The organism is Bacillus timonensis (assembly GCF_000285535.1).
Lineage (GTDB): Bacteria > Bacillota > Bacilli > Bacillales > Bacillaceae_L > Ferdinandcohnia > Ferdinandcohnia timonensis.
The window spans coordinates 363,075-388,988 of the sequence record NZ_HE610987.1 but is presented as its reverse complement, the minus strand read 5'-3'; the positions used below and the strand labels follow the sequence as shown (position 1 = coordinate 388,988).

Below are 25,914 nucleotides of genomic sequence, written 5' to 3'. Positions count from 1 at the left end.
AAAAATAAAATTGAAAGTGGCATTTTGAAAATGGCATCGATTGGAATGGGGAAGCACAAACAAGCGTTGGCTTTACATTCACATGGTATTAAGGGAATAAGTAAAATGATGCCTGAAGTTGGAAAAATGGCTATCAGAAATTCTAACACCCTATTTGGTATAGCTATTGTTGAAAACGCTTATGAAGAAACAGCTATAATCGAAGCTATGGAACCTGACCATATTGAAGAACGCGAAAGTGAATTATTAAAAAAAGCATTTTCACTAATGCCTGGTCTTCCGGTTGATGAAATAGATATCCTAGTGGTTGATGAAATTGGTAAGAACTATAGTGGAACAGGAATGGACACGAATATTATTGGACGAATTCGCGTATTAGGCGTTGAAGAACCAAATAATCCTAGAATAAAATACATTATTGCTTCAAATTTGAGTGAGGCAAGTCACGGTAATGCATTAGGCATTGGTCTAGCTGATTTAACAACAAAGCGCTTATTTGACAAAATTGATGTAAAGGCAATGAATGAAAATGTTGTTACAAGCACGTTTTTATCTCGAGCAAATATCCCCATTATTCTCGAAAATGACAAGGAAGCTCTAGAAGCAGCTTTACGCGCAAACTGGGGTGTAGTTCCAGAAAAAGCAAGAATTGTTAGAATCCCAAATACACTTCATATAGGAGAGCTATATGTATCTCAAGTTATTTTAAATGAATTAAAGGATAAAGAAAATATTGAAATCTTAGAGGATCAGCATGAAATGACTTTTGGCGAAGACGGTTATTTCTTGCCTATGTAAAGCTATCTTTTATTAGAATTAAGCAAAGACAGTATACACACAAAACGGGTTTAAATGATGCAGTTATGGCTATAAACATTTAATAATACTATAAACTTGAAAGCACCTAAGGAAAGAAATGTCCATAACACGTACTGCAAGAGTCACGTGCCCACAGCAATAATCCGCTAGCAGGTAGTAGGTCGCATCTTGTTAGCGGTACATTCCGCACCACTCAGTATGCACCGCCTGACTAAATTAGCCCCGGATACTTCTCCTCCACCTCGTCCGAATTTATTCCACCTCCCAACAAAATCTTTTTGGTAATTCATTCCCTGCATGAACTCCCTAAATGTGGTAAAAACTAACTCTACTACTAACGGAGTTTGGGAGGTTTTACTTTTGAAAAGGCTTTGTGGCTTACTTCTTCTTTTGACAGTTACCTTTTCATTTGCTGGTGCACACCAGGCGGCAGCGTATTCAAACGCACCAATCCATTGGGGCTTCAAAAAAAGCAAAAATCATGAACCGGCCTCAGCTGGTGAGGAGTATGATAAATTACTCGCAAAATATGGCGCATTTTATATTGGCGATACATCGCAAAAATACATCTATCTTACTTTTGACAATGGGTATGAAAATGGGTATACCGAGAAAGTGCTTGATGTGTTAAAAGAGAAAAAAGTTCCCGCCACATTCTTTGTAACTGGGCATTATTTAAAGGACCAAGCCGACCTTGTCAAACGAATGGCAAAGGATGGGCATATCGTTGGCAATCATTCATGGTATCATCCGGACCTAACCAGAGTAAGTGACGAGCGGCTTAGAAAAGAATTGGATTCAGTTCGAGAGGAAACGAAAAAGCTAACAGGGCAAGATGTAACCTATCTTCGTCCACCACGTGGGATTTTTAGTGAACGAACATTAGCGTTATCTAACAATTTGGGCTATCAAAATGTGTTTTGGTCGTTGGCATTTGTTGATTGGCATATTAATAACCAACGTGGGTGGGAGTATGCCTACAACAACATCATGAGACAAATTCATCCGGGTGCCATCCTTTTGCTTCACACGGTTTCAAAAGATAATGCGGATGCGCTTGGAAAAGCAATCGATGATTTACGTGAAGAAGGTTATATCTTCCGAAGTCTAGACCAGCTAATGGCCGAAAAAACCATTAAAGAAGAACTGTTATTTGATTTAGATTAACAAAAAAGGACTTAGAAACGTGTCTAAGTCCTTACCCTTTTACATATAAAGATCCACTAATTCATAGCATCTTTCTTTCGTGACCTGTGCTTGGGTGCGTATTTCCACTAATGACTCCATTGAGCCACCTTCGTATTCGGAAGCTTCTTCACTTGCTTTTTCATATTTAACTTTAATCCATTGGCGTTGATCTTCACGTAATTTATCCATTTTTTCTTTAGGAAGTTGTTTCTCTAGTTCTTTCCAGATTTTATTTAGTTCATCGTCCCAGACTTTATACGTTTCTGCTGCAATCTCTTCCATCTCAATTTGCGTTTCGCCATCAGGTTTACTCTCAATTTCTTGCTCTAGTGTATTGAGGTCATTTAAATATTGGTTTTTCAGTTCGCTATTTTCGGATGCCTCGTCCACGCTCGTATCAGGAGCTTCGGAATCAACAGTTGAATCTGATGTATTTTCCTCATTAGTGTTTTGCGAAACCTCAACTTTGTCACTGGTTTTTCCAGAATCTGAATTATTTTCCGTGCTCTTAACAGATTCCTTTGGCGTTGAACTTGCCTTCTCATCAGTATTCCCACAGGCAGCCAACAAAACTATCAAACTAGTAAGTAGTAATAACTTTTTCATTGCATAAAACTCCTTGTTTAATTTGTACTATACCCTACTGTAACAAAAAAAGGGTTGATTCTTCAAATTATATCCTAAAAAGGAGTTGCGGGTTTAGCTCTTTATCTGTGTTACCTTTTTCTTTCGCCAAGGTTTTATGAATGAAATAATGAAAATGAAAATGGTAACTACCACCTGAAAATAGACGGCATATTGTCTAATGATGTGGTTTTGAATAAATTCTGGGTTAGTTAAAGCTAATTCTCGTTGTGTTTCAAGTAATTCCATATTTGTAACCATGAGCTTGTCTATGATAAAAATTCCAACAATCGTTTGAATGATATATAGAACGAATTTTACACCCACCCATCGATGTTTGAAAAAGCCCCAGTTTGTAAAAAATCCATAGATGAGCCCTATTAATAAAGTGCCAATTGCACCCCACCGAACAATATTATCACTGATGATTACGATATTTTTATAGCCCAGATAGGACTCGTCAAATTTAGTAAAATCAAGGTGAAGATTTAGTGCAAGGGAACTTAAAATTCCTCCAAAAAATAAAACAACTAAAAAAACGTGAATAATCTTTAACCATTTCATACCCTTAGGTCCGATTTTTTTCATCTTAAGCATACCTCCAATTTGTTAACGAATCGACGCCTTTCATTCTACTCCAAGGAAGTACATTGAAAAATGAGCCACAGAAGTAATTTTTACTACAACTGAGGTCCTAGATTAGGCAAACTTTACCGTGAGTGATTGGAATACGCGAAAGGGGATTTTTTGTCTGCACAAATGGTATAATGTGTACTAACACTTATGAATTGAGGTTGGTTTCCATGTGGGAGAAAACAGTGCATGTACAGCCACCATATAATTTTGATCGCGTCCTAGATAGGCTAGCAATAAATCCACTTATCAATTTAAATAAAGATGAACGTTGGGTGAAGGTCCCTTTTTATGTTAAAAATGAACCTGTGGTTGTTACGGTAAAAGCAACGGGCACAATCGACTCGCCAACTTTTGTAATAACTGGTTCACAAAGAGAAATGATGGAACAGGCGTTACAATATGTTTCTCATATTTTTCAATGGGAAGTACCATTAAAGGACATCCAAGACTATTTTTTACTAACAGACCTTCAAGATATTTTCATAGAACATCGCGGAACACCACTGGTCTTAGATTTCGATCCGTATTATTGCTTGATGAAGTGTATCATTCATCAGCAGCTTAACATGACATTCGCTTATACATTGACATCAAGGTTTGTCACGACGTTTGGCCAGGAAATTGAGGGAACATGGATCCATCCCCGGCCAGAAAAAATAGCCCAACTATCTGTTGCAGACTTAAGAGAGTTGCAATTCAGTGGGAGGAAGGCTGAATATGTGATTGATACGTCGAAGCTAATTGCAGCAGGAGAGCTTACGCTAGCAGACCTCCAATCGAAAACTGATGAAGAGGTAATAGACACTCTCGTAAAAATAAGGGGAATCGGTAAATGGACCGCACAAAATTTCCTGTTATTCGCGTTGGGCAGGCCAAACCTATTTCCAATAGCAGACATCGGAATCCAAAATGCCATCAAAAAGTTATACAATCTCGATAAAAAGCCAACCTATGAACAAATGGAAGAATACAGCAAGCCATGGGAGCCATACCTAAGTTATGCCTCCTTATATCTATGGCGCAGCATTGAATAGAAAGTTGTGTGTATGATGAAACAGCAAAAAGAAAACCAAGCAAAGTTACAAGTGGGACAAACCTTTCCCCTTACAATAAAACGACTCGGTATCAACGGAGAAGGTGTTGGATATTTTAAAAGGCAGGTCGTCTTTGTTCCTGGGGCATTACCAGGTGAAGAGGTCGTCGTAGAAGCAACTAAAGTTCAACCAAAATTCTCTGAAGGTCGGATTAAAAAAATTCGCAAAAAGTCGGAGCATCGGGTCAAGCCACCATGTCCAATCTATGAATTATGTGGTGGCTGCCAGCTGCAACACTTGGATTACCGTCAACAATTAAAAGAGAAGCGGGACATAGTCGTCCAAGCCTTTGAACGTTACGGTAAAACACCTATTGAAAAACTCAATATAAAAGAAACAATTGGAATGGAAAACCCGTGGAACTACCGAAACAAAAGTCAGTTCCAGGTCGGACTTGATAAGCAAAAAGTGATAGCAGGTCTTTATGGCCTTAACTCTCACAAACTCATTGATATTGCGGACTGTATGATTCAGCACCCCGCAACAAGCAAGGTCACACAAACAGTCAAAATGATTCTTCAGGACTTAAAAATATCAATCTATAATGAACGAAATCGAAAAGGACTCGTCCGTACCATCGTAACGAGAGTCGGCGTTCAATCGGGAGAGGTTCAGCTTGTCCTCATTACAGCTGAAAAGGAAATCCCAAGAAAAGGTTTATTAATAGAAGAAATCACAAAACGTTTGCCAGAAGTCAAATCGATCATCCAAAACATCAATGGTCAAAAAACCTCACTCATTTTTGGAGACGAATCGATTCATCTACATGGTAGCGAGGTCATTCAAGAAACGCTCGGAGATCTATCGTTTGAGCTATCAGCTCGTGCATTCTTCCAATTAAACCCTGAACAGACCGTCAAATTATATGATGAAGTGAAGAAAGCAGCTCAATTAACAGGCAAGGAAAAAATCGTCGATGCTTATTGTGGAGTGGGTACAATCGGACTATGGCTTGCGGATGGTACAGCAGAAATTCGAGGAATCGAAATCATCCCGGAAGCCATCGAAGACGCAAGAAAAAATGCAAAAAAACACGGTTTCCAAAACGCCACCTATGCCGTAGGCAAAGCCGAACAACTCCTACCAAAATGGGTAAATGAAGGCTGGCGTCCAGACGTTATCGTCGTTGACCCACCACGTACCGGCTGTGACGATCAATTCTTGCAAACCGTATTAAAAGTAAAACCGAAAAAAATGGTGTATGTTTCTTGCAATCCTTCCACACTTGCAAAGGACATTCAAGTATTGTCGAAACTTTACAAAGTGGAATATGTGCAGCCAGTTGATATGTTTCCGCATACGGCACATGTTGAAGTAGTCGCGAAATTGGTGTTGAAATAGTTTTTAATAATAGGTATTAATTGTTAATGCAGTTAATTAACTTTAAAAATATATTAGAAATATTATTCTTGATTAGTGTAAAATAAATAAGGTTATTGTATTAGCTTAATTATTAGAAAGAACTAATGGGGGCTTTCTGAATTAAGAATGAAAATTTAACTAATCAAGTAAAAATCCAATATAAAAACTCAGCTTAAATATTGTAATATTTATCCGGTTGTTATATGCTGCAAGAAGAAGGTTTTATATTAGGAGCGAGAAAATTGAAGGCAAGTGAAAAGAAATTTAAACTTATAGATTTGTTTGCAGGTGCAGGAGGCTTAAGTAACGGTTTTGAGCAGACTGGGAAATTTGAAATAGTTGGAGCAGTTGAAATTAATAAAGATGCTATTGAAACATATATACATAACCATGGAGGTAAAAAAGAGGTAATAATTAAACCTCCCAATTCTAATATAAGTGATATTAGTAACATTAATTTTAAGCAGTTCATGAAGGAGAAAGAATTAAATCCTTTGGAAACAGTAGTGATTGGTGGACCGCCGTGCCAAGGTTTTTCAAATGCAAATAGGCAAAAAAACTATTTAATTTCAGGTAATAATCAGCTCGTAAAGGAATTTGCACGTGCTATAGATGAGGTTAGACCTGTTGCTTTCTTAATGGAAAACGTTAAAACGATGAATTCTAATACTCATAAATTTTTTGTAACGGAACACGAGGATGGTACTATATATGCCTATAGTTCTGAAAAGCATTTAAAAATGATAAATAGTCGGGAAACCCCTTTTTGGAATGATGACGAATTAATTTTACTGGAAACAGACAACATTGAAAATAAAGATTTAATTAACAAAATTGTACAGAAAAATAAAGTTCAGCCTATTATTACAAACGCAATTGAACTTTCAAGGATTAGAAGTGTGATTCGGAAATTAAAAAAGGAAAAACCATACAACCCAATTTCTGCTAAAGAAAAGAAAGAACTGGTAGAAATACAACAAATTATTGACTCATTGTTAGCATACGAATTTGGAGAATTACAATTTGAAGAAAAGATGACAGAAATAGTTCAATTAGCTATTAATACTTTCAAAAAGATAGCTAGTGGTAGTAATAATAACAACGAAAGTTTGTTACATAATCTTCGGAGCTTTATGGAAATAAACCAATTGCTAAGATACTTAAAAGAAATTGAAGAAGAACACATAATGAAAACAGGGAATCCAATAGTAATTGGTGATAAAAAAATAAAAGTCGTAGTTCAAGTTAAATCATATAATATTGTTGTTTATTTAGAAGAGTTTTTTAAATACTTAGGATACAAAATTACTTCTGGTACAGTTTGTTCTAATCATTTTTTTGTTCCTCAAAAACGGCAAAGATTTATGATGTTAGGAATAAAATCAAATATAATAAACTGTGAAGAAGTCTCATTTCCACATAAACTTAATGAAAGAGATTTTACTGTAAGAGATGCAATAAGCGACCTGGAAAATATCAATGCAGCCAAAAGCGTTGAGGATAATAAATTAGCATACACTGGAGACAACAATATGACTGGAATGCAAGAATATTATCGTTCAGGAATGCAAGAAAATATTATCTATAATCATATTAATACAGACAGTGAACCTTTGAGTAAACAACGATTTGAGGCAATAAAGAAAAGTGGAGGTAAAAATTTCCACAGTTTATCTACTGAACTTCAGGAGATTTCGTACGCAGATGCCTCTAGGACACAAAATACTATTTACCTGAGATTAGGTTACGATCTTCCGTCTCCAACAGTTATTAATGTTAGAAAGTCTATGTGGCAGCATCCTACCAAAGCAGTTGCTTTAAGTATAAGAGAGGCAGCAAGATTACAGTCTTTTAAAGATAATTACGTTTTCAAAGGATCAAAAGATAAGCAGTATCAACAAATCGGCAATGCAGTACCACCGTTAATGGCTAGAGCAATGGCTGAGCAAATACTGCATTATTTAGGAGAAAAGCCTAGGGAATTTCTCAAAAATGAGTTTAATTAGTAAAAAAGAAGCGAGCCATTTGGTATGGTTTGCTTCTTTTTTTATTTTATATATATTGATACAATAATATAAAAGTAAAAAATTAGGTGATAATGTATGACCACAATTAATACACAACCTTCGGCTGCACCCGTTATCCAAGCTCTAAGAAGTATTGGATATAACGCACAAACAGCAATTTCAGATATAGTCGATAATAGTATAGATGCACAAGCGGATTTTATTAATATAGAATTTGAATATGACAATGAAGAAAGTTTTATCAGAATAGAAGATAATGGAATTGGAATGATTGAGGCAGAATTACAAAAGGCTATGACGATTGGTTCAAAAGACCCTAGGGATAAGAGGGAAAAGGATGAACTTGGAAGGTTTGGAATGGGCTTAAAAACAGCATCCTTTTCTTTGGGAAAACGCTTATGTGTCATAACCAAGAGGAATGGAACGATTTCCGAACGCTGTTGGGATTTGGACTTTGTTAGTGATAAAAATGAATGGTTGCTCTATAAATCACTCCCATATGAAATAAAAAGTAAGATTGGTAAGGTAGAAGGAGATAGTGGAACAATTGTTTTTATTGATAGACTAGATCGTTTTTGTGGGGCTGGTACTAAAAAAGTATTGAAAAAAGAAAGCTTTTTTTCAAAAGTAAAACGAATTCATAAATATTTAGAAATGGTCTTTCATGTGATGTTAGAAAAAGGCTTGTTGATTACTATAAATGGTAACACTATATACCCTTGGAATCCCTTCTTAGAAGACAATCCAAGAAGAGTAGAGGGGGAGGAGCAAATCTTAAGAGTTAATAATAAGTTTGTTAGGGTTACCCCTTATGTACTGCCACATCCATCTACTTTTAATCAAGTGGATTATAAGTATGCTGGTGGTTTAAAAGGATGGCGAGATCAACAAGGCTTTTATATTTACAGGGAAAACAGAATGGTAAGCTTTGGAGACTGGTATGGTATGTTTCCTAAGGAGGTACCATCCGAATTAGTAAGAATTAAAGTTGAGTTTACAAATGATGGAGATGCTGATTGGAAAATTGATGTAAAAAAGTCCATGATTTCAATTCCTGATGAAGTTAAAGAGGATTTAAAAGCAATAGCAAAATATTATAGGCAGATATCACAAGAGATGATGTTATATCGTACAAAGGCAAATCGTACAGGAAATAGAATTAAAGGTACTTTAAATACTTGGGAACTTGCAACAGATGATACTAATAGCCCCTATATATTAAATAGAACTCATCCAATTCTAACAGGCATTCTTAATTCAGTTGATATAGAAGTTAGACGGAATATAAATGTATATCTTAAACTTGTAGAATTAGGTTCACCTACTAATCTATTAAAGACTGCTAATCTGGTAAAAATAGAAGAACAACAAATTGATGAAAAATTAAAAAAAATGGTCCTTGATTATGCTGAAATGTTATTTAAGTCGGGTATTGAGTTAAATGTTGAACAGGTTGCAGAAACAATCTCTGTGATGGCTGGATTCGAGGGAATAGAGCTTTATACAATTAAAACAATCATCGAGAAAGAAGTGAACATTCATGAATCGAGATGTTAGAGAACAATATAATACTATTGTTGATAACTTATATTCTACCTTTAAAAATTTAGGTTTTGATAATCCAATACAAAAAGCAATTGAAGAAGCCGAAAAACAAATCACTAAAAAATATGGGAATTTAGAAAATGTAGATTTTGAAGGGTTAGCTTTAGAAACCTACCAAGTGTATGGAACTATAAACGTGCGTAAGATTAGTACTATGAGAAGCAATGAAAATCTTCCATGGTTTACGGGTTCAAATCCCATCTATTCATATTTTTGGCCGCGTTACGAGAAATACTTGAAAGACTTAAAGAATTGGCCTCATTCGACAGTGGAGAGTATTGATAATACTACGAATGAAATTTTAAAGAGTATTGGTAATCCTAAAAGTTATACTGATTTCGATAAGCGAGGCCTAGTTTTAGGGCATGTACAATCGGGGAAAACTGCTAACTTTACAGGTCTAATTAATAAGGCTTTTGATGTTGGTTATAGATTAGTAATTGTATTAGCTGGTATGCACAATGACTTGCGCTCACAAACACAATTAAGACTGGAAAGGGAAGTAGTTGGCACTATTGATAGTATAACCGGTGAAAAACAAGGAGTAGCGGTTGTAAGAAGTGGAGGAACGCAAATTGAGACATGGACGACTGTGCAGGAAGATATTTCGACTAATAATGCTATTGGGATTAAAAATTTAGATAAACCAATTTTGGCAGTTGTAAAAAAACAAAAGGATGTGCTACCTAAACTTATTGATTTAATAAGAAACAGTATTAAACATTCTGAGGTAAGTCCTCCAGTATTAATAATAGATGATGAGGCCGATCAGGCTAGTGTTGATTCTTCAAATAAAAAGACTGATGACCCAAGCACAATTAATCGTCATATTAGAGAACTATTAAGTTTATTTAAACAAAAGGCCTATGTTGGGTATACTGCAACACCATTTGCAAATTTATTAATTAAGTCTAACGCAAACCATGTTGAAGTTGGAGAAGACTTATATCCAAAAGACTTTGTTATTGCATTGCCTAAACCGGATGGTTATTGTGGTCCAGAAGAATTTTTTAATACGACTGGATACACGGAAGATAACAAACCCATGTTTATTAGACACTTAAGCACAGAAGATATAGATATCTTAGATAAAATGAGAACAAAAGATGATGCAGCATTATTTACAACAGTACCGAAGTCGATGCAGGAAGCAATATTAGCATTTCTACTTTCCGTAGCTATTAGAAATCTAAGGGGACAAAATAAAGAACATAATTCAATGTTGATTCATACTTCAAGACTAACTGATATTCAAAACTCTATGTGCAATGTAATTAACGATTTCTACAAAAGGTTATCAAATGACATAATATATAATTCTAAAAGTGAATATATTTCAAGGCTAAAAGAGCTATATGAAAATGATTATGTAGAAGTACAAAAAAGTATTGAACCGGCAAGTAAATTTCGGGTCTTTTCCTGGGAAGAAGTCTACAAACAAATTAAAGTGGTTGCAGGGAAAGTAGAAGTGATGGAGATTAACGGAGAGAGTGAAGATGCATTAGAATATGATAAATATAAAGAAAATGGGCTTTATGTAATTGCAGTTGGAGGAAATAAATTATCAAGGGGACTCACTTTAGAAGGGTTAACAGTTTCTTATTATTATCGTAGTAGCTCTATGTACGACACATTGATGCAAATGGGGCGCTGGTTTGGTTTTCGAACAGGATACATGGATTTATGTCGCATATATACTAGTGAAGAGATTGCGGAGAATTTTGAATATCTAGCTGTTGTCATGAGTGAGTTAAGGGAAGAATTTGAAAAGCTTGCAGAAGATGGTTTGACTCCAGAAGAATACGCAATAAAAATGCTTACGCATAACTCTATGACAGTTACTAGCCCTGCAAAGATGGGTACTGCAGAGTCGCTTGTATCCTATACAGGCACAATGCAACAAACGCGTAGTTTTGAAAAGAATATGGAATTTTATTCAAATAATATGAAAGCTACTATTCAACTTTTTAATAATGTTGAACAAAAATTTGAAGTAATTGATAAAGACACTAAATATCATATCGCTAAAGATGTACCTAGTCATAATATTATAAACTTTTTAAATAAATATCAAACCATTTCCTCAGCACGAATAGTTAATAGTAAAAAGATTGCAAGCTATATTAGTAAAATGAATAAAAATAACCTTTTAGACAAATTTAATATAGCTGTTGTGGATATTACTAGATCTACGTTGAAAAAACAAAAATCAATAGAGCATGGAATAACTCCTTGGAAAGTAAACCTTGGTAAAATCTCAATAGAAAGTGCAGTAATTCGTAGTATGGATCAAGATAAAAGTAAAGGAATTGGAGTTGTCGATTTAGGTGCAATTGTTGCTGCTAATCAGGAGTTTATTGATTTAAAAAATTCAACTAAGGATAAAAAGTCAAATATAAAACTCAGGTCAAAATCAAATCCGCTGTTATTAATTTATCCGTTACACCCAAAGGCCAAGCCGTTTAGAAAGTTAGATATTGATTTTAGTGAGAACCTTGTGCCAATTGGTTTAGCATTTTCATTCCCTGAGATTATTGAAGTGCCAGATAGCGATTCTGAAGAAAGAATGAAAAAAGAAGGTAAATATATTTATAATAAAACAGTTGGGCAGGTTAGTTCTAATGATTAATATATCAGAAAAATTCAAGTTGATGATTGAACAGTCAAAAGATGAAGACTCAGATGATATTTACCTTCTAGAGCCAATCTACTTTCAAAAACCATTTATTCTAATTGGAATAGACTTACTGAATTTTCAACGTCGAATCTATATCGATATTACAAGTGAAAATTGGGAGGATGATCAATTAAAATCATTTCCAAAATGGCGTGGTATAGAGATTGGGCAAGAATACTTTTCACAAATTGGTCCACTCAAAGAAAAAAACTTTTTAGTGATTTCCCAAAATGTAGAGGACAGTGAAGAAATTTTCGAGCGGGTTTTACAATTCTTGGTAGAACGTATTATTACTGAGAGTGATATACCTCTTTATACTGTAGTATATGAAGTCTTAGATCGATGGCACAACTTTTTTAAAAGAAAGTGGGATACAAATTTAACACTTGAAGAAGAAATGGGATTATTTGGGGAGCTCTATTATATTTATAGATGGTTAGAATTATTTCCACAAGAGCCACCTTTGATAATAAAAGATTGGAAGGGGCCTTTAAAAAATCGAATCGACTTTGTTAATAAAAATGCAGGAGTAGAGATTAAGACTATTTCGTCAAAAATAAGGGACCAAATTAAGATCTCAAATGAACTACAACTAGAGCTAAATCCGGTAATTGATAATTTATTTCTTTATGTATTAAAAGTCGAGGTAAATAATTCGATTGGTAAGTCGTTACGTAATATGATTGAATTAATAGAGGAAAAGCTTACTCTTCGTGCCCCATCTTTAGCGGTAAAGTTCAAAGAACTACTAATGGAGGTAGGGATTTTGGGTGATGATTATGACAAAAATTTCTTTTTTGTACACGAAGAATTAGCATTTAATGCAACCGAGGAATTTCCCAAGGTGACTTCAAAAAGCCTGCCATTGGGCATTTCAAATGTTTCTTATTCAATTGATTTGTCACATTGTAAAAGTTTTGAAGTTTCAATAGAGGATATTTTCAATTTGAATAAATAAGGATGATTCAATGTGAATGAAACAAGGAGAAAGTTAGATTTTTATAACGAATTTATAGATACTGTTGAACAAAAGGGTAGAGTACTAGGTAGTCGGCAAACACCTTTTCTGCAAGAAGTATTACCATATATAAGTTCAGAAGACGAGCCATCAATTATTTATTTTGGAAATAAAGAATCAAAAATCCAGTTGAATGGCTATTTATATCAGGAAGATAGTAGCATATTAAGTTTGTATGTTGTAGAATATGAGCCTTTTTTTGAGGAAGATCTACCAGTGGCAAATATGACTTCCTTAAAAGAATATGCAAATAAGGCAAAGCGGTTTTACACAAATGCGGAAATGATTTTGCAATTAGCGGATCGTTCAATGGAATACCATGATGTTACAAAAATGATTGTTGATAAAAAAGGTGAAATTGAAGAAGTCAATATTTACGTAGTAACAAGTAAATTCTATCTTTCTAATAAGCCAATTGACTTAAATATTCCCGGTGTTGAAACTGTTAATATACACGTGTGGGATATGGATCGTATTTTCAGGTTATCTGAAGCAGAGCAAGGTATTAGGGAATTTGATATTCATTTCGAATCAGAATATGGAACAAATTTACAAATGATGCATGTGCCGAATAATAAAGAAAAGGGTTTAATAGATTGCTATATAGGTTTTATTCCTGCAAAAATTCTAGCTAGATTATACGATGATTGGGGCCCAAAACTAGTAGAACGGAATGTACGGTCTTTTTTACAGGCACGTGGAGGAACAAACAAGGGAATAAGAGATACATTAAAAGATGAGGAACAACGTGAATTATTTGTTGCGTATAACAATGGCATCTCCAGCGTTGCAAAAGCAGGGGATATTGAACAAATTGGAGATTCAAACCTCTTTAAAATAAGGAAACTAACAAGTTGGCAAATTGTTAATGGTGGTCAAACAACAGCATCAATTCATCAAGCATTTAAGAATGAAATAGATTTGGATGGTGTCTATATACAAGCAAAATTAAGTATATTAAATGTTCCGGAAGAAATGGATACCGAAGATACACAAATTGATCGTCATGCCTTTGAAGATGAAATGATAGCAAAAATCTCAGAATATGCAAATACTCAAAATAAAATTAATAAATCGGATTTACTTGCAAATACTCGGTTTATGTCAGATATTGAGAAATTTTCTCGTAACATCTGGATTCCAGCAAAGGATAATCGGAAAGAGGAGTCAAAATGGTATTTTGAGCGTGCGCGTGGACAATATATGGTTGATATAAATAGGCGTTCAAAAGGTAAAGAACAAACTGCTTTCAAAAAAACATTTCCTAAAGAAAATGTTATAACTAAGGTAGAATTAGCCAAATACTTCATGTCCTGGGAGGGCTATCCACATGTTTCTAGTAAGGGTGGGGAAGAAGCCTTTAAAAGATTCATGGATCTAAATAGTCAATATTGGAAACAAAGTTCCGTTACCAATGATGATGGAGAGGTAATCAAAAGTATTGTAAGTATCGATAGTGACTACTATAAGCAACTAATTGCTAGAAAAATTGTGAATACGTTTGTGACTAGAATTGTTGAAAGTATGAATTTAAAAGGTTATAGGGCAAATGTAATATACTACTCAGTGGCTATGCTGAGGCATTTGTACGGAAAAGAACTCAATTTAATGGATATTTGGCAGCAACAAAACCTTTCAGATAAATGGGAAGGTATAGTACGAACGATAGCAAGTAATGCACTTAATTATCTAAAAGAATCTGCAGGGGATCAAAACGTGACACAATGGGCAAAAAAGGAAGACTGCTGGAAAGGTTTTATTAAGGAGTCGTCCGCTGTATTAAGTGGAATGATCTAATCGATAGAAAAGAGAAACTTTTTTAAATGACAAGGTTTTTATAACGTAAGGAAATGTAAAAAAGCCTTGAATAACAAGGCTTTTTTACCGTGAAAAATTATTTAACTATATCTCAACTGTTTCTTTTGCAAGACTATCATAGTGAAGTTCAGTTAATTGAGATTGAAGAAAATCATCATTTAGTAATTTTAAAAAAAGTTTTTTAGATTTTTTAGTTTTTAGTTTTATCCTTGTATTATCATCATTCAATTCAAATCTACCTTTTAATGTTGGATAGGTGGTAACGAACTCAATGATTGTATTCGCAGGTATTTTATTTAGGACTGGAGAATGTGAGCCAATTTTAGTTAGTTTACGGGCAAAGGTGATGTCTTCTATCATTTCTCCTAGTGAATCAATATCTTCGATAATATTTGCAGCTTCAATATCATTTAATGCTTTTTCCGCAGTGGTTTTAATAACCTCGTGAAAACTAAAAAATTTCTCTAGAATATTAATATTTCTTATAAAAAGTTCATCATTCAATCTAAAGAAATCAAAATCTGGATATATTCTTAAAATGTCATCCGGCATTTCTTTAAATCTGGTATCATTTCCCCATTTTATTAAAGGTATACCATTTCTATCTCTTTTATATAAATTTATTGGATAGTTCCTTTTGTAAGATATTAATGTATTATCATTGTAATGAATGAGAAATATTATTCCTGTTATAGCATCTAAACGATCAGTATTGAACGAAAAAAAGGAAAATCTTCTGTTCTTTGGAGTTCCTCTAAGATCTTCAACCCTGCTGGAATTTGTTCTAAATCATATTCAAATAAAACATTTTTTCTTTCGTCAATATTTGAAATAGGTAAGACACTAAGGTCTTCATTACTGACTATTCTTTCATTCAATTTTTCCAAAAATTCATTTTTAACGTTGGTTTGGGCAACAATTTCTATATCTGCTCTTTTTAAAATATCCCCTTCTGGATTCCTTAAAACAAAAAGTATTTCAGCTACAAATCCATTATGATTATCTATAAAGTTTTTAATAATATTTACTAACTCCGTTTTATTCACCTGATAACCCTCACATAATAAATATTTTCATCAATTTTTCTATAACTCACTCTTTGATTAACTCCAAGGTCTTCCCTGGAAATTAAAATAATATTAGTACGGTTTTCGATTCTAAATTTAGCGTCAGCTTTGTAAATGCGGTAACCAAGTATAGCTAATGTTGGATTTGAATAAAAGAGATTTGTTTTTAAATAAATAATTCCAATAGCAAGAAGCAAAACAGACAAAACAACTAAATATTTTGGCTTTGTTAAATCAAAAGCAATTAGAGGGATAATATAAGTTGATAAAAAAGTTAAATGTTCATAATTTTTATTTTCAATATTATTAATTATAATTGGGGTCTGCTCACTACCAGAAATTTTATATTTAAATCTAAATACGCAAAGTATACCGAAAATTAAAAAGCATAGTGCGATAATGGGAATCCAATTTAAAGTAAGAATTTTATTAATACCTATAAAACTACAACCTTCACCAAAACAAATTGGTATGTTGATAGTAACAATAAGTATTAATAAAAATAGTAACCAAAGTGATATAATATAAAGCTCTATTTTATCCCATTTGTTTTTGAGCAAGATTATCACCTCAATATTTTTCTAACACTTTATTAATTATATCAAATATTCTTTATTTTTTGGGTGAATAAACAATAATTAACAGATTGTAAATTTTTAAATAAAATTATTTTTCTATAGAATTTTTATTTAAAAACAATTCTTTATATTTATCTGTGTTTTGCAAGTAGAAATTTTAGGGACTTATCGTTTGAGAGAACTTTTCGAATTTAATACAGAAAATGGCCAATATAGTTTAGTTGTTAATGAAGAAACATGTAGATTAGTTTTTAATTCGTTAAAGTATACTGAACATATATTCAGATTTATCCGTTCAAAATATTTAACAGAAAGTATTGGTCATATATTTGATGATATATCTTTTAGAATATATTCACATAGAGTTTTTCATGGGGATAGAGATGATAGATTACTATTAATACGTAATTCTCCGACTGTCTTGGATAATTTATTAAACAAACAAGAGATGGATCCAAACTTTGCACAATTAAACCGTGCAGTTGTTTTAGACTTACTGATACTCAATGGATATATGCAGGATGTAGCAAAGTTCCCAGTACTTTCAAAAGAAAATGAAAGTATTTTTGCAATGCAAAATATACAAAACACTCTACATAAGGAACTAAGTCCGTTCCTATCATTGGTTCAACATTTAGATCCAGAGATTCAGGAAAAAAGTAGAGAGAAATTAGAACAACAAATTGAAAAAAAAAGTAGAAAATCATGATAATAAAGAAAAAACATTTACTATAAGTACTAAAATAAAAAAACTGATTATCCCCATTCTGGTTTCATGGCGCTTTATTTGGCATCAGCTAGCTCGGGGCAGTCATTTAGAGTATTTAAAGATATAAATATTAAGGATATTAAATTGGATGGTTTTGAACGTAATGATGGGAGTATGGTCATGATGGAGTTCAAACCTCATGAATCCAACTTACCACCCCTAAAAGCCGAGTATTGGACTGAAATCTATGAGGACAAATTAAATAGAACGTTAACTTTACAGATAGTAGATGAAACTGAATCTGAAAATATACCATATATCTTAAAGTTAAAGATACGTCCTAATGGCAATATTACCTTTAATATTGAGCCATCACCATATGCGTCATCAGGAGATTGGCGTAAGTGGTATGAAATTTTAACTTAAATTAAAAAATTAACTTATAGAAGAACATATATATTAGGCAAAAATAATGAAAAGGCAATAACCTCATCTTGCCCTATTATAGAAAATGGACCTTCAGCTTTTGAAAGAGAGATAATCAATAATTTATCTGACCTTGAAGAAAAAGTAGGGAAAACAATAAGGCCACCATATGAGTTAACACAATCTCTTCTAAAAACCGTTAAAGAGATGAATGAAAGCTGGGATCAATTTGATCAGCAAGAAAGAGCTTTAAGAATTGAACAATTTGAAGATAAATATAATAATTTAAAATCTACATTAATAACAGTTCTGTTGAAAGAAGAACAAAATATTATGGTTCCGATGATGACTATACAGCATCTTGGATGGATAGATTATGCCCAATTACAGCTAAAATTCAACGATACTATAAAGAAAAAAGAATGGGATCGAATTGTTAAAAATCAAGGTGAGATAAAACTAGTTGTGAATGCACGCACATATGAACCTCATCAATTTTTTAAAGAATTGATGGTCTTAAAATCAGATGGTGAGGTTTATATACTAAATATGATTAATAAGTTACTAGAAATACATTCAGAGGTATTACCGCCAATAAAGACTAATTTGCAAATTGATTTCTTAAATCCAAATGGGCTAATACAAGAAATTAAAGTTACAATTCAACAAGCAGATGATGACTATAACACTATGGAGAAACTTTTAGCTGAAGAACAATATATTGCTGCTATTCCTTATTTGGAGAAATTAGAAGTAGATAAGGTAACATTGGCATATGGGTATGCACTAAAACATCAATTTGACGATGCAATACAATTGGCTAATGAAATAATAAAACAAGACATATCAACAGTTGCTCATATGACAAAAGGGCTTGCATTGGTTGGTAAAGGTAATTATAAAGCTGCTTTTGAGTCATATCAGTTGGGTGTTCATATTTGTGCAGATAGATGGTATCCAATTGCAATGGAAAACTTAGAAATATTTATAATAAATAATAACATTCCGAAAACCAGTGAATTACAGCAAATAGTAGATTTACTTTGCACAGAAAGAAAAAGAATGAACCCAAAACAAAAATGTTATTGCGGAAGTAAGAAAAAATTTAAAAAGTGTCATGGTAAGCACCAAGAAATAAATTGAACTAATAATTAATATTAGAAAGTCGAAAAATTTGAAGTAAATCAATAAAAATCTTCAAAAGTTAAAAGGTGCATTAAATTAAATGTTAACATTTTGCTAACGCAAACAAATAAAAATAATAAAACTACAGTTAAAGATATAACAATCTTAATTTTCTCAAACATTGTTAAACTGCAGTTTTGGAACCTATCATGAAAGATATTACAAACTTTCACCTTTCGGGTGGCATGATTTAATATCGGGTTTTGAATGAATAATTTGATTGTTAATTAAAAAGTAAGGTGAAACGCTACTACATCTATAATTATCTGCCATCACCATCCAGGCCATGTGGAAGCTGTAGTGAGGTTGAAGTTATCATAATTATATTAAAAGAACGTGTTCAAATTTTGGCGGATTCGTTCTTTTTTGCTTATTAATTATCGATTTCCTTTATAACAAACCCTCTTGCAAAGGTATTAAAAATACGGATGAGACGATCTGTCATTTCACCGGGTGTCACATTGAAATCCTGCGCAATCCAGTCCATAATCAACCCCGCCGTACCATATGCCATATAACGCTTTTGGTGGTAATCATCAACAGAAGACACCCCGTATTGAATATCAAATTTATTTTTCAATAAATTAAATATTGCTTCAGGTAGTTGCTGGTGAATGTGTGGCAAAGTATCTTCTAAAAGTAATAATGTAAAGTAATCACGGTTATCGTAAATATAATACAACAAATCGAAGGAGTTTGTTGTTAACTCTTTTACTTTTAACTGACTATCGCTTTGGTATTTAGACATGCTGTAAAACTGAATAGCTTCAAACATTTCATCCATTAACTCTTCAACAAGCTCATTTATGTTTTGATAATACACATAATAGGTTGTTCGATTATATTTCGCATAATCAACGATATCCTTCACGGTAACAGCACTATATCCCTTTTTATGTACCATTTCAATAAATGCCTTTTTTAAGAAATTCTTTGTCCTTATTGCTTGGTTGGAATTGGGTTTCATCATATTCCTCTCCTATTAGACAGATTTGATGAAAGTGTTGGTTTCCTCAACATTATAGCAAATATTAAGGATGGTTTATAGGAAGATAAACCTAGTAAACTATAAGTGTAGCAAGAATTATTAAAAAATAAGATTTTAACAATTTGGAGGAGATAGTATGAGAGGTTGGCTATTTTCAGGTACAAATAAACCACTAGAATTGATTGAAAAAGAAAATCCGAAGGCGATTCCAGGTCACGTTGTGATAGACGTGAAAGCTGCTGGTCTATGCCATTCAGACGTTGCAGCACTACAAGATCCAGGTTGGATGCCACTTTTCCCAAATGGTCCTGTTATTATGGGGCATGAGTTTGCTGGGGTTGTTATTGAAGTGGGTGAAGGTGTTGAAGGTATTAAAGTTGGAGACCGTGTTGGGGCTAATCCAATGAATAGAGAAACAAAAGTAACTGCTGGGTATAACTATGACGGTGGGTATGCAGAAAAAGTACGTGTTCCAGCAGATCAATTAGTAATTATTCCTGAAGGCGTTTCCTTTGTAGAAGGAGCAGCTTCAACAGATGCAGGGATTACAGCGTATCGTGCTCTTTTCAGTATTGGACAAGCTAAAGAAGGTACGAAATTAGGAATCATCGGAATCGGTGGACTTGGTCAATTTGCTTTACAAATGGCATTGATTAAAGGTTGCGAAGTATACGCTACAGATGTATCTCCAGAGGCTCGAAAACTTGCTGAAGAACTAGGTGCTCATAAAGTTTACGATACTATTCTAGATATGAAAGAAGCAGAATGTGACGTTATTGTGGATTTTGCTGGTTTTGGACAAACAACCTCTGATGCACTGGAAGCTGTAAGACCAAAAGGAACAGTTGTTATTGTTGGTATGGGTAAATTGGAATCGAATATTAATACTTACTTGATGATTACAAAAGAAATTAAGCTTTTAGGAAGCAATGGTGGGTCCGTAGAAGACTTAAAAGGTGTATATGATTGCTTTGCTACTGGAAAAATGAATCCAGCTCTTATCACAATTCCTTTTGAAGAAGTCGACAAAGGTATAGAAAAACTGAAAAACCATGAAGTAAAAGGACGCTTAGTAGCTGTATTTGAATAAATGTAAGTTTTCTTTATAAAGGGAGAGGTTAAGATAAAATACCTCTCAAAAATGAAAAAGCCTGTGGAATTTCACAGGCTTTTATATTTTTAGAACAAAACTAGAAACATCATAAAGCAAACAAAGTAATTTGCAATTAATGTGCCTACTGGTGTGACCCGCAGTAGACTCTTTTGTTCTCTAAATTTCCACTATTGCAAATTATATGGTATATTATAAAATACTTGTCTACCAAAATATGATTCGTATGTTTGCCGAAAAGTAAAAGCCTATAACAGGTTAATTAAACCTCCTGAGAACACAACGTGGCTACCCTACCTGGGGTTTAGTGAGTGCAACGATCAGGTGAAGTGCATCCTGATTTTTCAGAAAAGGTGGAATAGTGAAATCGATTGTTGGAAGACGATAGTTTATACGATTACCTAATATTTGTGAAATATGTACACTTAGAAAAGGATTCAAGCAGATTGTGACATCAAAAGAGAAGGGCTGATTTACATATGAAAAAAACTCTAAGAGATAGTAGTATTATTGGGCTTGCGCTTTTTGCCACATTTTTTGGGGCTGGGAATTTAATTTTCCCCCCATTTTTAGGGCTACAGTCCGGGACGGGCTGGCTTAGCGGGAACATCGGATTCATTATTTCAGGGGTCTTTTTCCCTATAATGGCGATTTATATTATCGCTTATGCAGGTGGTACTGTAGATCAATTGACGAAAAGAGTGCATCCTAAATTTTCGCAATGGATACTGCTAGGCATCATGTTATTTTCAAGCTTTATCGCCATACCGAGAACGGGGGCTGTTACCCATGAATTAGGTTTTCATGCAGTTTTCCCATCGATTCCGGCAGCACCTATTGTTATCATTTTCTTCGCATTAACTTATTACTTTGTAAATGACAGGAACAATGTTATCGATAAAGTGGGAGCTTTTTTAACACCTGCATTAGTTGTCATTTTAATTGCTATCATCATAAGTGGAGTCATAACGCCAGTTGGACAACCAGTGGACACAGAGATTTCAAGTAGTTTTGTGAATGCATTTCTTGGCGGATATCAAACTGGAGACTTACTTGTAAGTTTTATGGTTGCAAGTGTGTTTATTTCACATATTGTTGGCAAAGGATACCGGTCTGAAAAGGAAAGAAATAAAATGATCGCATTTGCCGGGCTCATTGCCTTTATCTTTTTAGTGCTCATCTATTCTGGGCTTTTATATTTAGGGGCTTCAGTTAGTGGGATGTATCCTCAAAACATAGATAGGGCCGAACTATTATTAGGGATTGTAGAATCGATATTAGGTAAAGGCGGGCTCTACGGATTAGGAATCGTGGTGGCATTAGCATGTCTGACTACTGCAATTGGCTTGACTACAGCTGTTGCTCAATTTTTTGATCGTTTAACAAATGGGAAGCTAAGTTATAAAACAACAGCGGCCATCGTTTGCGTACTTGGCATTGCCATTGCATTATTAGGTGTAGATCGAATCGTATTTATAGCAACACCGCTTTATGAGGCAATCTATCCGATTTGTATCGTGGTCATATTGGTCGGGATTTTCCATAGACACTTACCAAACGCTACCTCCTTTCAAGGTGCCGTGTTAGTAACAGTGATTATTAGCGTATCTGAAGCTATGGCAACAGCTATAAATATACCATTTGTATCTCATTTAATTGGCATGATCCCATTGAGCAGTAATGGGTTCGCATGGTTAATTCCAGCAATAATCGGATTCATTGGCGGAGCAATCCTTGGAAGATTTATAGAGAAGGAGAAAGCTACAGAGCAGTCAATTGCTAATTAAATTACATCCTCTCATTTTCAAAATAAATACACGTCCCTCTTCCCAAAGGAATAGGTGACGTGTGTTTTAGTTTTATCAAAATCATTTACACTAGCATTGCACAAAACATTAATATCCTACTCAACACAGAGCCTCAATTTATAAAAGAAGCGAAAGAATAAAGGGGAGGCTCATGGGCGATAATTAAGAAATTGAGGATTTGCAAAAAGTAGTAATTATACAAGGAGAAAGCAATGAATAATTATAAATTAACCATTCAGTATGATGGTGGGCGTTACAAGGGTTGGCAACGACTGGGTAATGGTGACAATACCATTCAAGGGAAAATTGAAAATGTATTAACAGAGTTGGCAGGAGAAAAGATAGAAATTATTGGATCTGGAAGAACGGATGCAGGTGTACATGCTCTTGCTCAAATCGCTAATTTTAAGATGCGTAAAAATGCAAACGAAGATGAAGTTATGCACTATTTAAACAGATATCTTCCTAATGATATTAGCGTTGTGGATGTTACATTAGTCCATGATCGTTTTCATGCACGCTATAATGCTAAAGATAAAACCTATTTGTATAAGATTTGGAACGAGCAATATACACATCCCTTTATGCGAAAGTACAGTATGCATGTGGAGGAAAAGCTTGATATCGAAAAAATGAGAAAGGCATCTCACTATTTTTTAGGGAAGCATGACTTTACTTCCTATTCCAATGCAAAATCGAAGAAAAAGTCGATGGTGCGTGAAATATATTCGCTTGAGATAAATAAAAATGAAGGCTTTATCGAAATAAAAGTGCGTGGCAATGGCTTTCTTTACAATATGGTGAGAAAAATTGTAGGAACCTTAATTGAAGTGGGATTAGGAGAAATAGATGCTACTGCAATACCCAGTATCCTCGAATCAAAAGAAAGAATTCAAACAGGTCGTATGGCGGATGCTGAGGGGTTGTATTTGGAGAAAGTTGGTTTTTAAACCATCTCCTTATTTTTTCAACAGAGTTATAATCGCCAGCACCTCATGTGTTCATTCTGGATTTGTGGAGTGATGTGCGTTGTTAAAGTTGAATATGTAAATAAAAATAAACTACCGATATCCATAACAAACCTACAGCATATTCAAAACAAAGTTCTGAATTTCCGGTTGGATAATGTGTGGGTAGAGGTGTGAATAAACCGAAGAAGAAAGAGGGTGGGAACAGAAATCCCATCCTTTTTCTTGTGTGACAGGCTTGGCGCTGACGAGCTCTCGTCTTTCCCAAAAATGAGAAAATAGTGGGAAATTGTATGTCGCATACAAAGTATATTTTGAAGGCTCCGCAAGAAACGTAATACAAAATGATTGTGAACTATTTTACAGATAGCTCATCCTTCTAGAACACTACTCTTTTAGGTGAATATCCTGGTATTGGAGGTGTTTTTTTATGAGGGACTCAATCAAGCGAATAGCACAACAATTTATCGTTTCCCACTATCCTGAATCAGATATAGTTTGGGTAGGTGGAAGTGCTGTTTCTGGAAATTTAACAAAGGAATCTGATATTGACATAATTATTATTGATGAATCAGAAACACCAAGACTTGAATGTTATCACTTTCTTGGGTGGAAAATAGAAACATTTATTCATACAAACTTATCTCTAGAGTTTGAATTTCAAACAGCTAGGTATAGGGGGATGCCCACCATCATTAAAATGTGTGCCGAAGGTCTACTTATACAAGATAAACAAGGGAATGGAAAAGAAGTCCAAAGAGAGGCAAAAATACTTTATGAACAGGGTCCGCACCCTTGGGATGAGGACAAAATAAATGAAGCAAGATATCAAATTACAGACTTTTTGTCAGACTTTAGAAGTTCAGAAGACTTTGAAGAAAGTTTATTCATTTTAAATAAGTTAATAAATACGTTGACTGAATTGATTTTAAGGGCAAATGGCAATTGGGTTGGAGAAGGAAAGTGGATGGTTAGAACCCTTAAATCACATGATAAAGATATGTGTGATAAACTAGTCGAATCTACAAAAACATACATGAATACAAATGATAAAACTGAACTAATTTCATTCATTCAATCTACACTTGAAAATTATGGCGGAGAATTATTTGTGGGTTATAAAGGATTCTTTTAAAAATTTCCGTACCTTAACGGAAATTGCGCAAAAGTTCTGTTATGGCTCCAAAAACTAAGAAGCTTTATAAAAGTGAACAAATCTCTTTTGCTACTCTAGGTATTCATCCTACCTTTTGACGATTACTCTAATTTATCTAGTTGAAAATTCTTTTGTTACATTATGTTTACCTACACTCAAAATGAAATATTTTACTTGTTTTTTAAATTTCTCCATATTTGTCCATATCCCCGATCACCTTTGTGGCATAACCTATACTATCATTCTATAAAGGAGGAATTTTAGTATGCCATTCTTCGTAGGTGGTTTCGGTGGTGGTCCTCGTTACCGTTTCCGTCGAGGTCCCGTTTTCGGTCCTCGCTTTCGTTTTCATCGCGGTCCTGGTTTTCGTTTTCGCCGTGGCCGATTTTTCTATTAATGGTTGAAACTTTTCTTTTGAAATTGTGAAAAGTTTTACTACTAATGGCGGTGTTTAAAATACTCCTCCATACATTACACATAGAATAGCTATTAAGGTAAGAAACGATAAAGCTTCGATTTATTGTAATATACTTGTTTAAACCCCAAAAAATTTGCCATTGCAAATGATAATCGTCTTACTCGCAATTTATCATTTAGTAACTCAAAAAGGGAAGGTACTAAATAAATGATGGGTGGGATTGGATACGGAGCTGTACAGGATCTGCATTAATAGTGTTTTGTTCTTTGGTGATTCTTATTTGCGCTACTAAGTGAATAGGTAATATTTTTTTCCACTATCAAGATATCTAAACTATCAATTAAAGAGAAAAGAAGTTGATTTCATACTATAGGTGAAAAATCAACTTCTTTTCCTTTAAATGAAAATACCAGTTCTACATCCATTGTACGGTAATGGCAAAAATGAAATTTGTATTGAGTAAAAGTGATTGAATCGGTCGTGGACAAGTTCCTAACTAACGATTTTACATACAACTTAAAGGGTAAAATAAATCATGGTCATCTTATTTTTTTATGTAGTTTTCTTTTCTGAAAGTAAATATCATTAATTTCTACTAGTTAAATAGGGAACTTATATAGTAAAATAATAAT

21 protein-coding genes and 2 pseudogenes are annotated in these 25,914 nt (G+C 33.9%); 17 read left to right on the top strand and 6 right to left on the bottom strand.

The genetic code is table 11. From position 1 onward, the window contains the following. Positions 1 to 798, top strand: a pseudogene (locus tag BTHG_RS25170) (DUF2088 domain-containing protein); the annotation flags it as partial. Between the two features lie 411 nt (positions 799 to 1,209). After that, positions 1,210 to 1,986: a delta-lactam-biosynthetic de-N-acetylase gene (gene pdaA / locus BTHG_RS16200; RefSeq protein WP_042342165.1), complete on the top strand. Its 777-nt coding sequence runs from the start codon at positions 1,210 to 1,212 to the stop codon at positions 1,984 to 1,986. Between the two features lie 39 nt (positions 1,987 to 2,025). Here the strand turns inward: pdaA and BTHG_RS25165 are convergent, their stop codons facing one another. Together BTHG_RS25165 and BTHG_RS16190 are read right to left on the bottom strand one after the other, a co-directional pair. Further along, complete coding sequence (locus tag BTHG_RS25165; RefSeq protein ID WP_010677780.1) at positions 2,026 to 2,613, bottom strand: lysozyme inhibitor LprI family protein; 588 nt, start codon at positions 2,611 to 2,613, stop codon at positions 2,026 to 2,028. A 93-nt stretch (positions 2,614 to 2,706) separates the two neighbouring features. After that, positions 2,707 to 3,219, bottom strand: coding sequence for a DUF2269 family protein (locus BTHG_RS16190; protein ID WP_010677779.1), 513 nt, complete (start codon positions 3,217 to 3,219; stop codon positions 2,707 to 2,709). Positions 3,220 to 3,434: 215 nt separating this feature from the next. Here BTHG_RS16190 and BTHG_RS16185 point away from each other — a divergent pair, with 215 nt between their 5' ends. From BTHG_RS16185 to BTHG_RS16155, 7 genes are all read left to right on the top strand, one after another. Then, a complete protein-coding gene (locus BTHG_RS16185; protein ID WP_010677778.1) occupies positions 3,435 to 4,301 on the top strand; it encodes a DNA-3-methyladenine glycosylase family protein in 867 nt (288 codons plus the stop codon). 12 nt (positions 4,302 to 4,313) lie between these two features. Continuing rightward, positions 4,314 to 5,702, top strand: coding sequence for a 23S rRNA (uracil(1939)-C(5))-methyltransferase RlmD (gene rlmD / locus BTHG_RS16180; protein WP_010677777.1), 1,389 nt, complete (start codon positions 4,314 to 4,316; stop codon positions 5,700 to 5,702). A gap of 224 nt (positions 5,703 to 5,926) precedes the next feature. Further along, the gene (locus tag BTHG_RS16175) at positions 5,927 to 7,729 is read left to right on the top strand and encodes a DNA cytosine methyltransferase (protein ID WP_042342084.1); all 1,803 of its coding nucleotides are present in this window, start codon (positions 5,927 to 5,929) and stop codon (positions 7,727 to 7,729) included. Between the two features lie 96 nt (positions 7,730 to 7,825). Further along, the gene (locus BTHG_RS16170; RefSeq protein WP_010677775.1) at positions 7,826 to 9,307 is read left to right on the top strand and encodes an ATP-binding protein; all 1,482 of its coding nucleotides are present in this window, start codon (positions 7,826 to 7,828) and stop codon (positions 9,305 to 9,307) included. After that, positions 9,291 to 11,984 (top strand): Z1 domain-containing protein, encoded by a 2,694-nt coding sequence (locus BTHG_RS16165; RefSeq protein WP_010677774.1) that lies wholly within the window; start codon positions 9,291 to 9,293, stop codon positions 11,982 to 11,984. The genes BTHG_RS16170 and BTHG_RS16165 overlap by 17 nt, the downstream gene beginning before the upstream one ends. After that, positions 11,977 to 12,990 carry a PD-(D/E)XK motif protein gene (locus tag BTHG_RS16160; RefSeq protein WP_010677773.1) on the top strand — a complete coding sequence of 338 codons (1,014 nt, stop codon included), beginning with the start codon at positions 11,977 to 11,979 and terminating at the stop codon, positions 12,988 to 12,990. The genes BTHG_RS16165 and BTHG_RS16160 overlap by 8 nt, the downstream gene beginning before the upstream one ends. A gap of 12 nt (positions 12,991 to 13,002) precedes the next feature. Then, entirely contained in the window at positions 13,003 to 14,847 is a 1,845-nt protein-coding gene (locus tag BTHG_RS16155; RefSeq protein WP_010677772.1) for an AIPR family protein, read from the top strand. A 105-nt stretch (positions 14,848 to 14,952) separates the two neighbouring features. On the opposite strand, the pseudogene kwaB reads toward BTHG_RS16155, so the two are convergent. From kwaB to kwaA, 3 genes and pseudogenes are all read right to left on the bottom strand, one after another. Then, positions 14,953 to 15,567, bottom strand: a pseudogene (kwaB, locus tag BTHG_RS16150) (anti-phage protein KwaB); the annotation flags it as partial. Then, a complete protein-coding gene (locus tag BTHG_RS16145; protein WP_026021854.1) occupies positions 15,567 to 15,914 on the bottom strand; it encodes a hypothetical protein in 348 nt (115 codons plus the stop codon). The pseudogene kwaB and the gene BTHG_RS16145, both read right to left, overlap by 1 nt. Beyond that, complete coding sequence (kwaA, locus tag BTHG_RS16140) at positions 15,911 to 16,504, bottom strand: anti-phage protein KwaA (RefSeq protein WP_408605281.1); 594 nt, start codon at positions 16,502 to 16,504, stop codon at positions 15,911 to 15,913. The genes BTHG_RS16145 and kwaA overlap by 4 nt, the downstream gene beginning before the upstream one ends. Positions 16,505 to 16,685: 181 nt before the next feature. Here kwaA and BTHG_RS16135 point away from each other — a divergent pair, with 181 nt between their 5' ends. The 3 genes from BTHG_RS16135 (at position 16,686) to BTHG_RS16125 (ending at position 18,791) form a co-directional block, all read left to right on the top strand. Beyond that, positions 16,686 to 17,222, top strand: coding sequence for a hypothetical protein (locus BTHG_RS16135; RefSeq protein ID WP_010677770.1), 537 nt, complete (start codon positions 16,686 to 16,688; stop codon positions 17,220 to 17,222). A 180-nt stretch (positions 17,223 to 17,402) separates the two neighbouring features. After that, on the top strand, positions 17,403 to 17,648 hold the full coding sequence (locus BTHG_RS16130) for a hypothetical protein (RefSeq protein WP_148361241.1): 246 nt from the start codon (positions 17,403 to 17,405) through the stop codon (positions 17,646 to 17,648). A gap of 207 nt (positions 17,649 to 17,855) precedes the next feature. After that, positions 17,856 to 18,791 (top strand): tetratricopeptide repeat protein, encoded by a 936-nt coding sequence (locus BTHG_RS16125; RefSeq protein WP_010677768.1) that lies wholly within the window; start codon positions 17,856 to 17,858, stop codon positions 18,789 to 18,791. Positions 18,792 to 19,206: 415 nt separating this feature from the next. On the opposite strand, the gene BTHG_RS25160 is transcribed toward BTHG_RS16125, so the two are convergent. Beyond that, positions 19,207 to 19,803, bottom strand: a complete 597-nt coding sequence (locus BTHG_RS25160; RefSeq protein ID WP_083849159.1) for a TetR/AcrR family transcriptional regulator — start codon at positions 19,801 to 19,803, stop codon at positions 19,207 to 19,209. Positions 19,804 to 19,957: 154 nt separating this feature from the next. On the opposite strand from BTHG_RS25160, the gene BTHG_RS16115 reads away from it, so the two are divergent. From BTHG_RS16115 to BTHG_RS27695, 5 genes are all read left to right on the top strand, one after another. Continuing rightward, on the top strand, positions 19,958 to 20,911 hold the full coding sequence (locus BTHG_RS16115) for a zinc-binding dehydrogenase (protein ID WP_010677766.1): 954 nt from the start codon (positions 19,958 to 19,960) through the stop codon (positions 20,909 to 20,911). A gap of 500 nt (positions 20,912 to 21,411) precedes the next feature. After that, positions 21,412 to 22,719: a branched-chain amino acid transport system II carrier protein gene (gene brnQ / locus BTHG_RS16110; protein WP_010677765.1), complete on the top strand. Its 1,308-nt coding sequence runs from the start codon at positions 21,412 to 21,414 to the stop codon at positions 22,717 to 22,719. Positions 22,720 to 22,952: 233 nt separating this feature from the next. Beyond that, the gene (gene truA / locus BTHG_RS16105; RefSeq protein ID WP_010677764.1) at positions 22,953 to 23,690 is read left to right on the top strand and encodes a tRNA pseudouridine(38-40) synthase TruA; all 738 of its coding nucleotides are present in this window, start codon (positions 22,953 to 22,955) and stop codon (positions 23,688 to 23,690) included. Between the two features lie 448 nt (positions 23,691 to 24,138). Further along, positions 24,139 to 24,843 (top strand): nucleotidyltransferase domain-containing protein, encoded by a 705-nt coding sequence (locus BTHG_RS16100; protein WP_010677763.1) that lies wholly within the window; start codon positions 24,139 to 24,141, stop codon positions 24,841 to 24,843. A gap of 286 nt (positions 24,844 to 25,129) precedes the next feature. Further along, positions 25,130 to 25,261 carry a hypothetical protein gene (locus BTHG_RS27695; protein ID WP_269719506.1) on the top strand — a complete coding sequence of 44 codons (132 nt, stop codon included), beginning with the start codon at positions 25,130 to 25,132 and terminating at the stop codon, positions 25,259 to 25,261. The last annotated feature ends 653 nt before the right edge of the window (positions 25,262 to 25,914 follow it).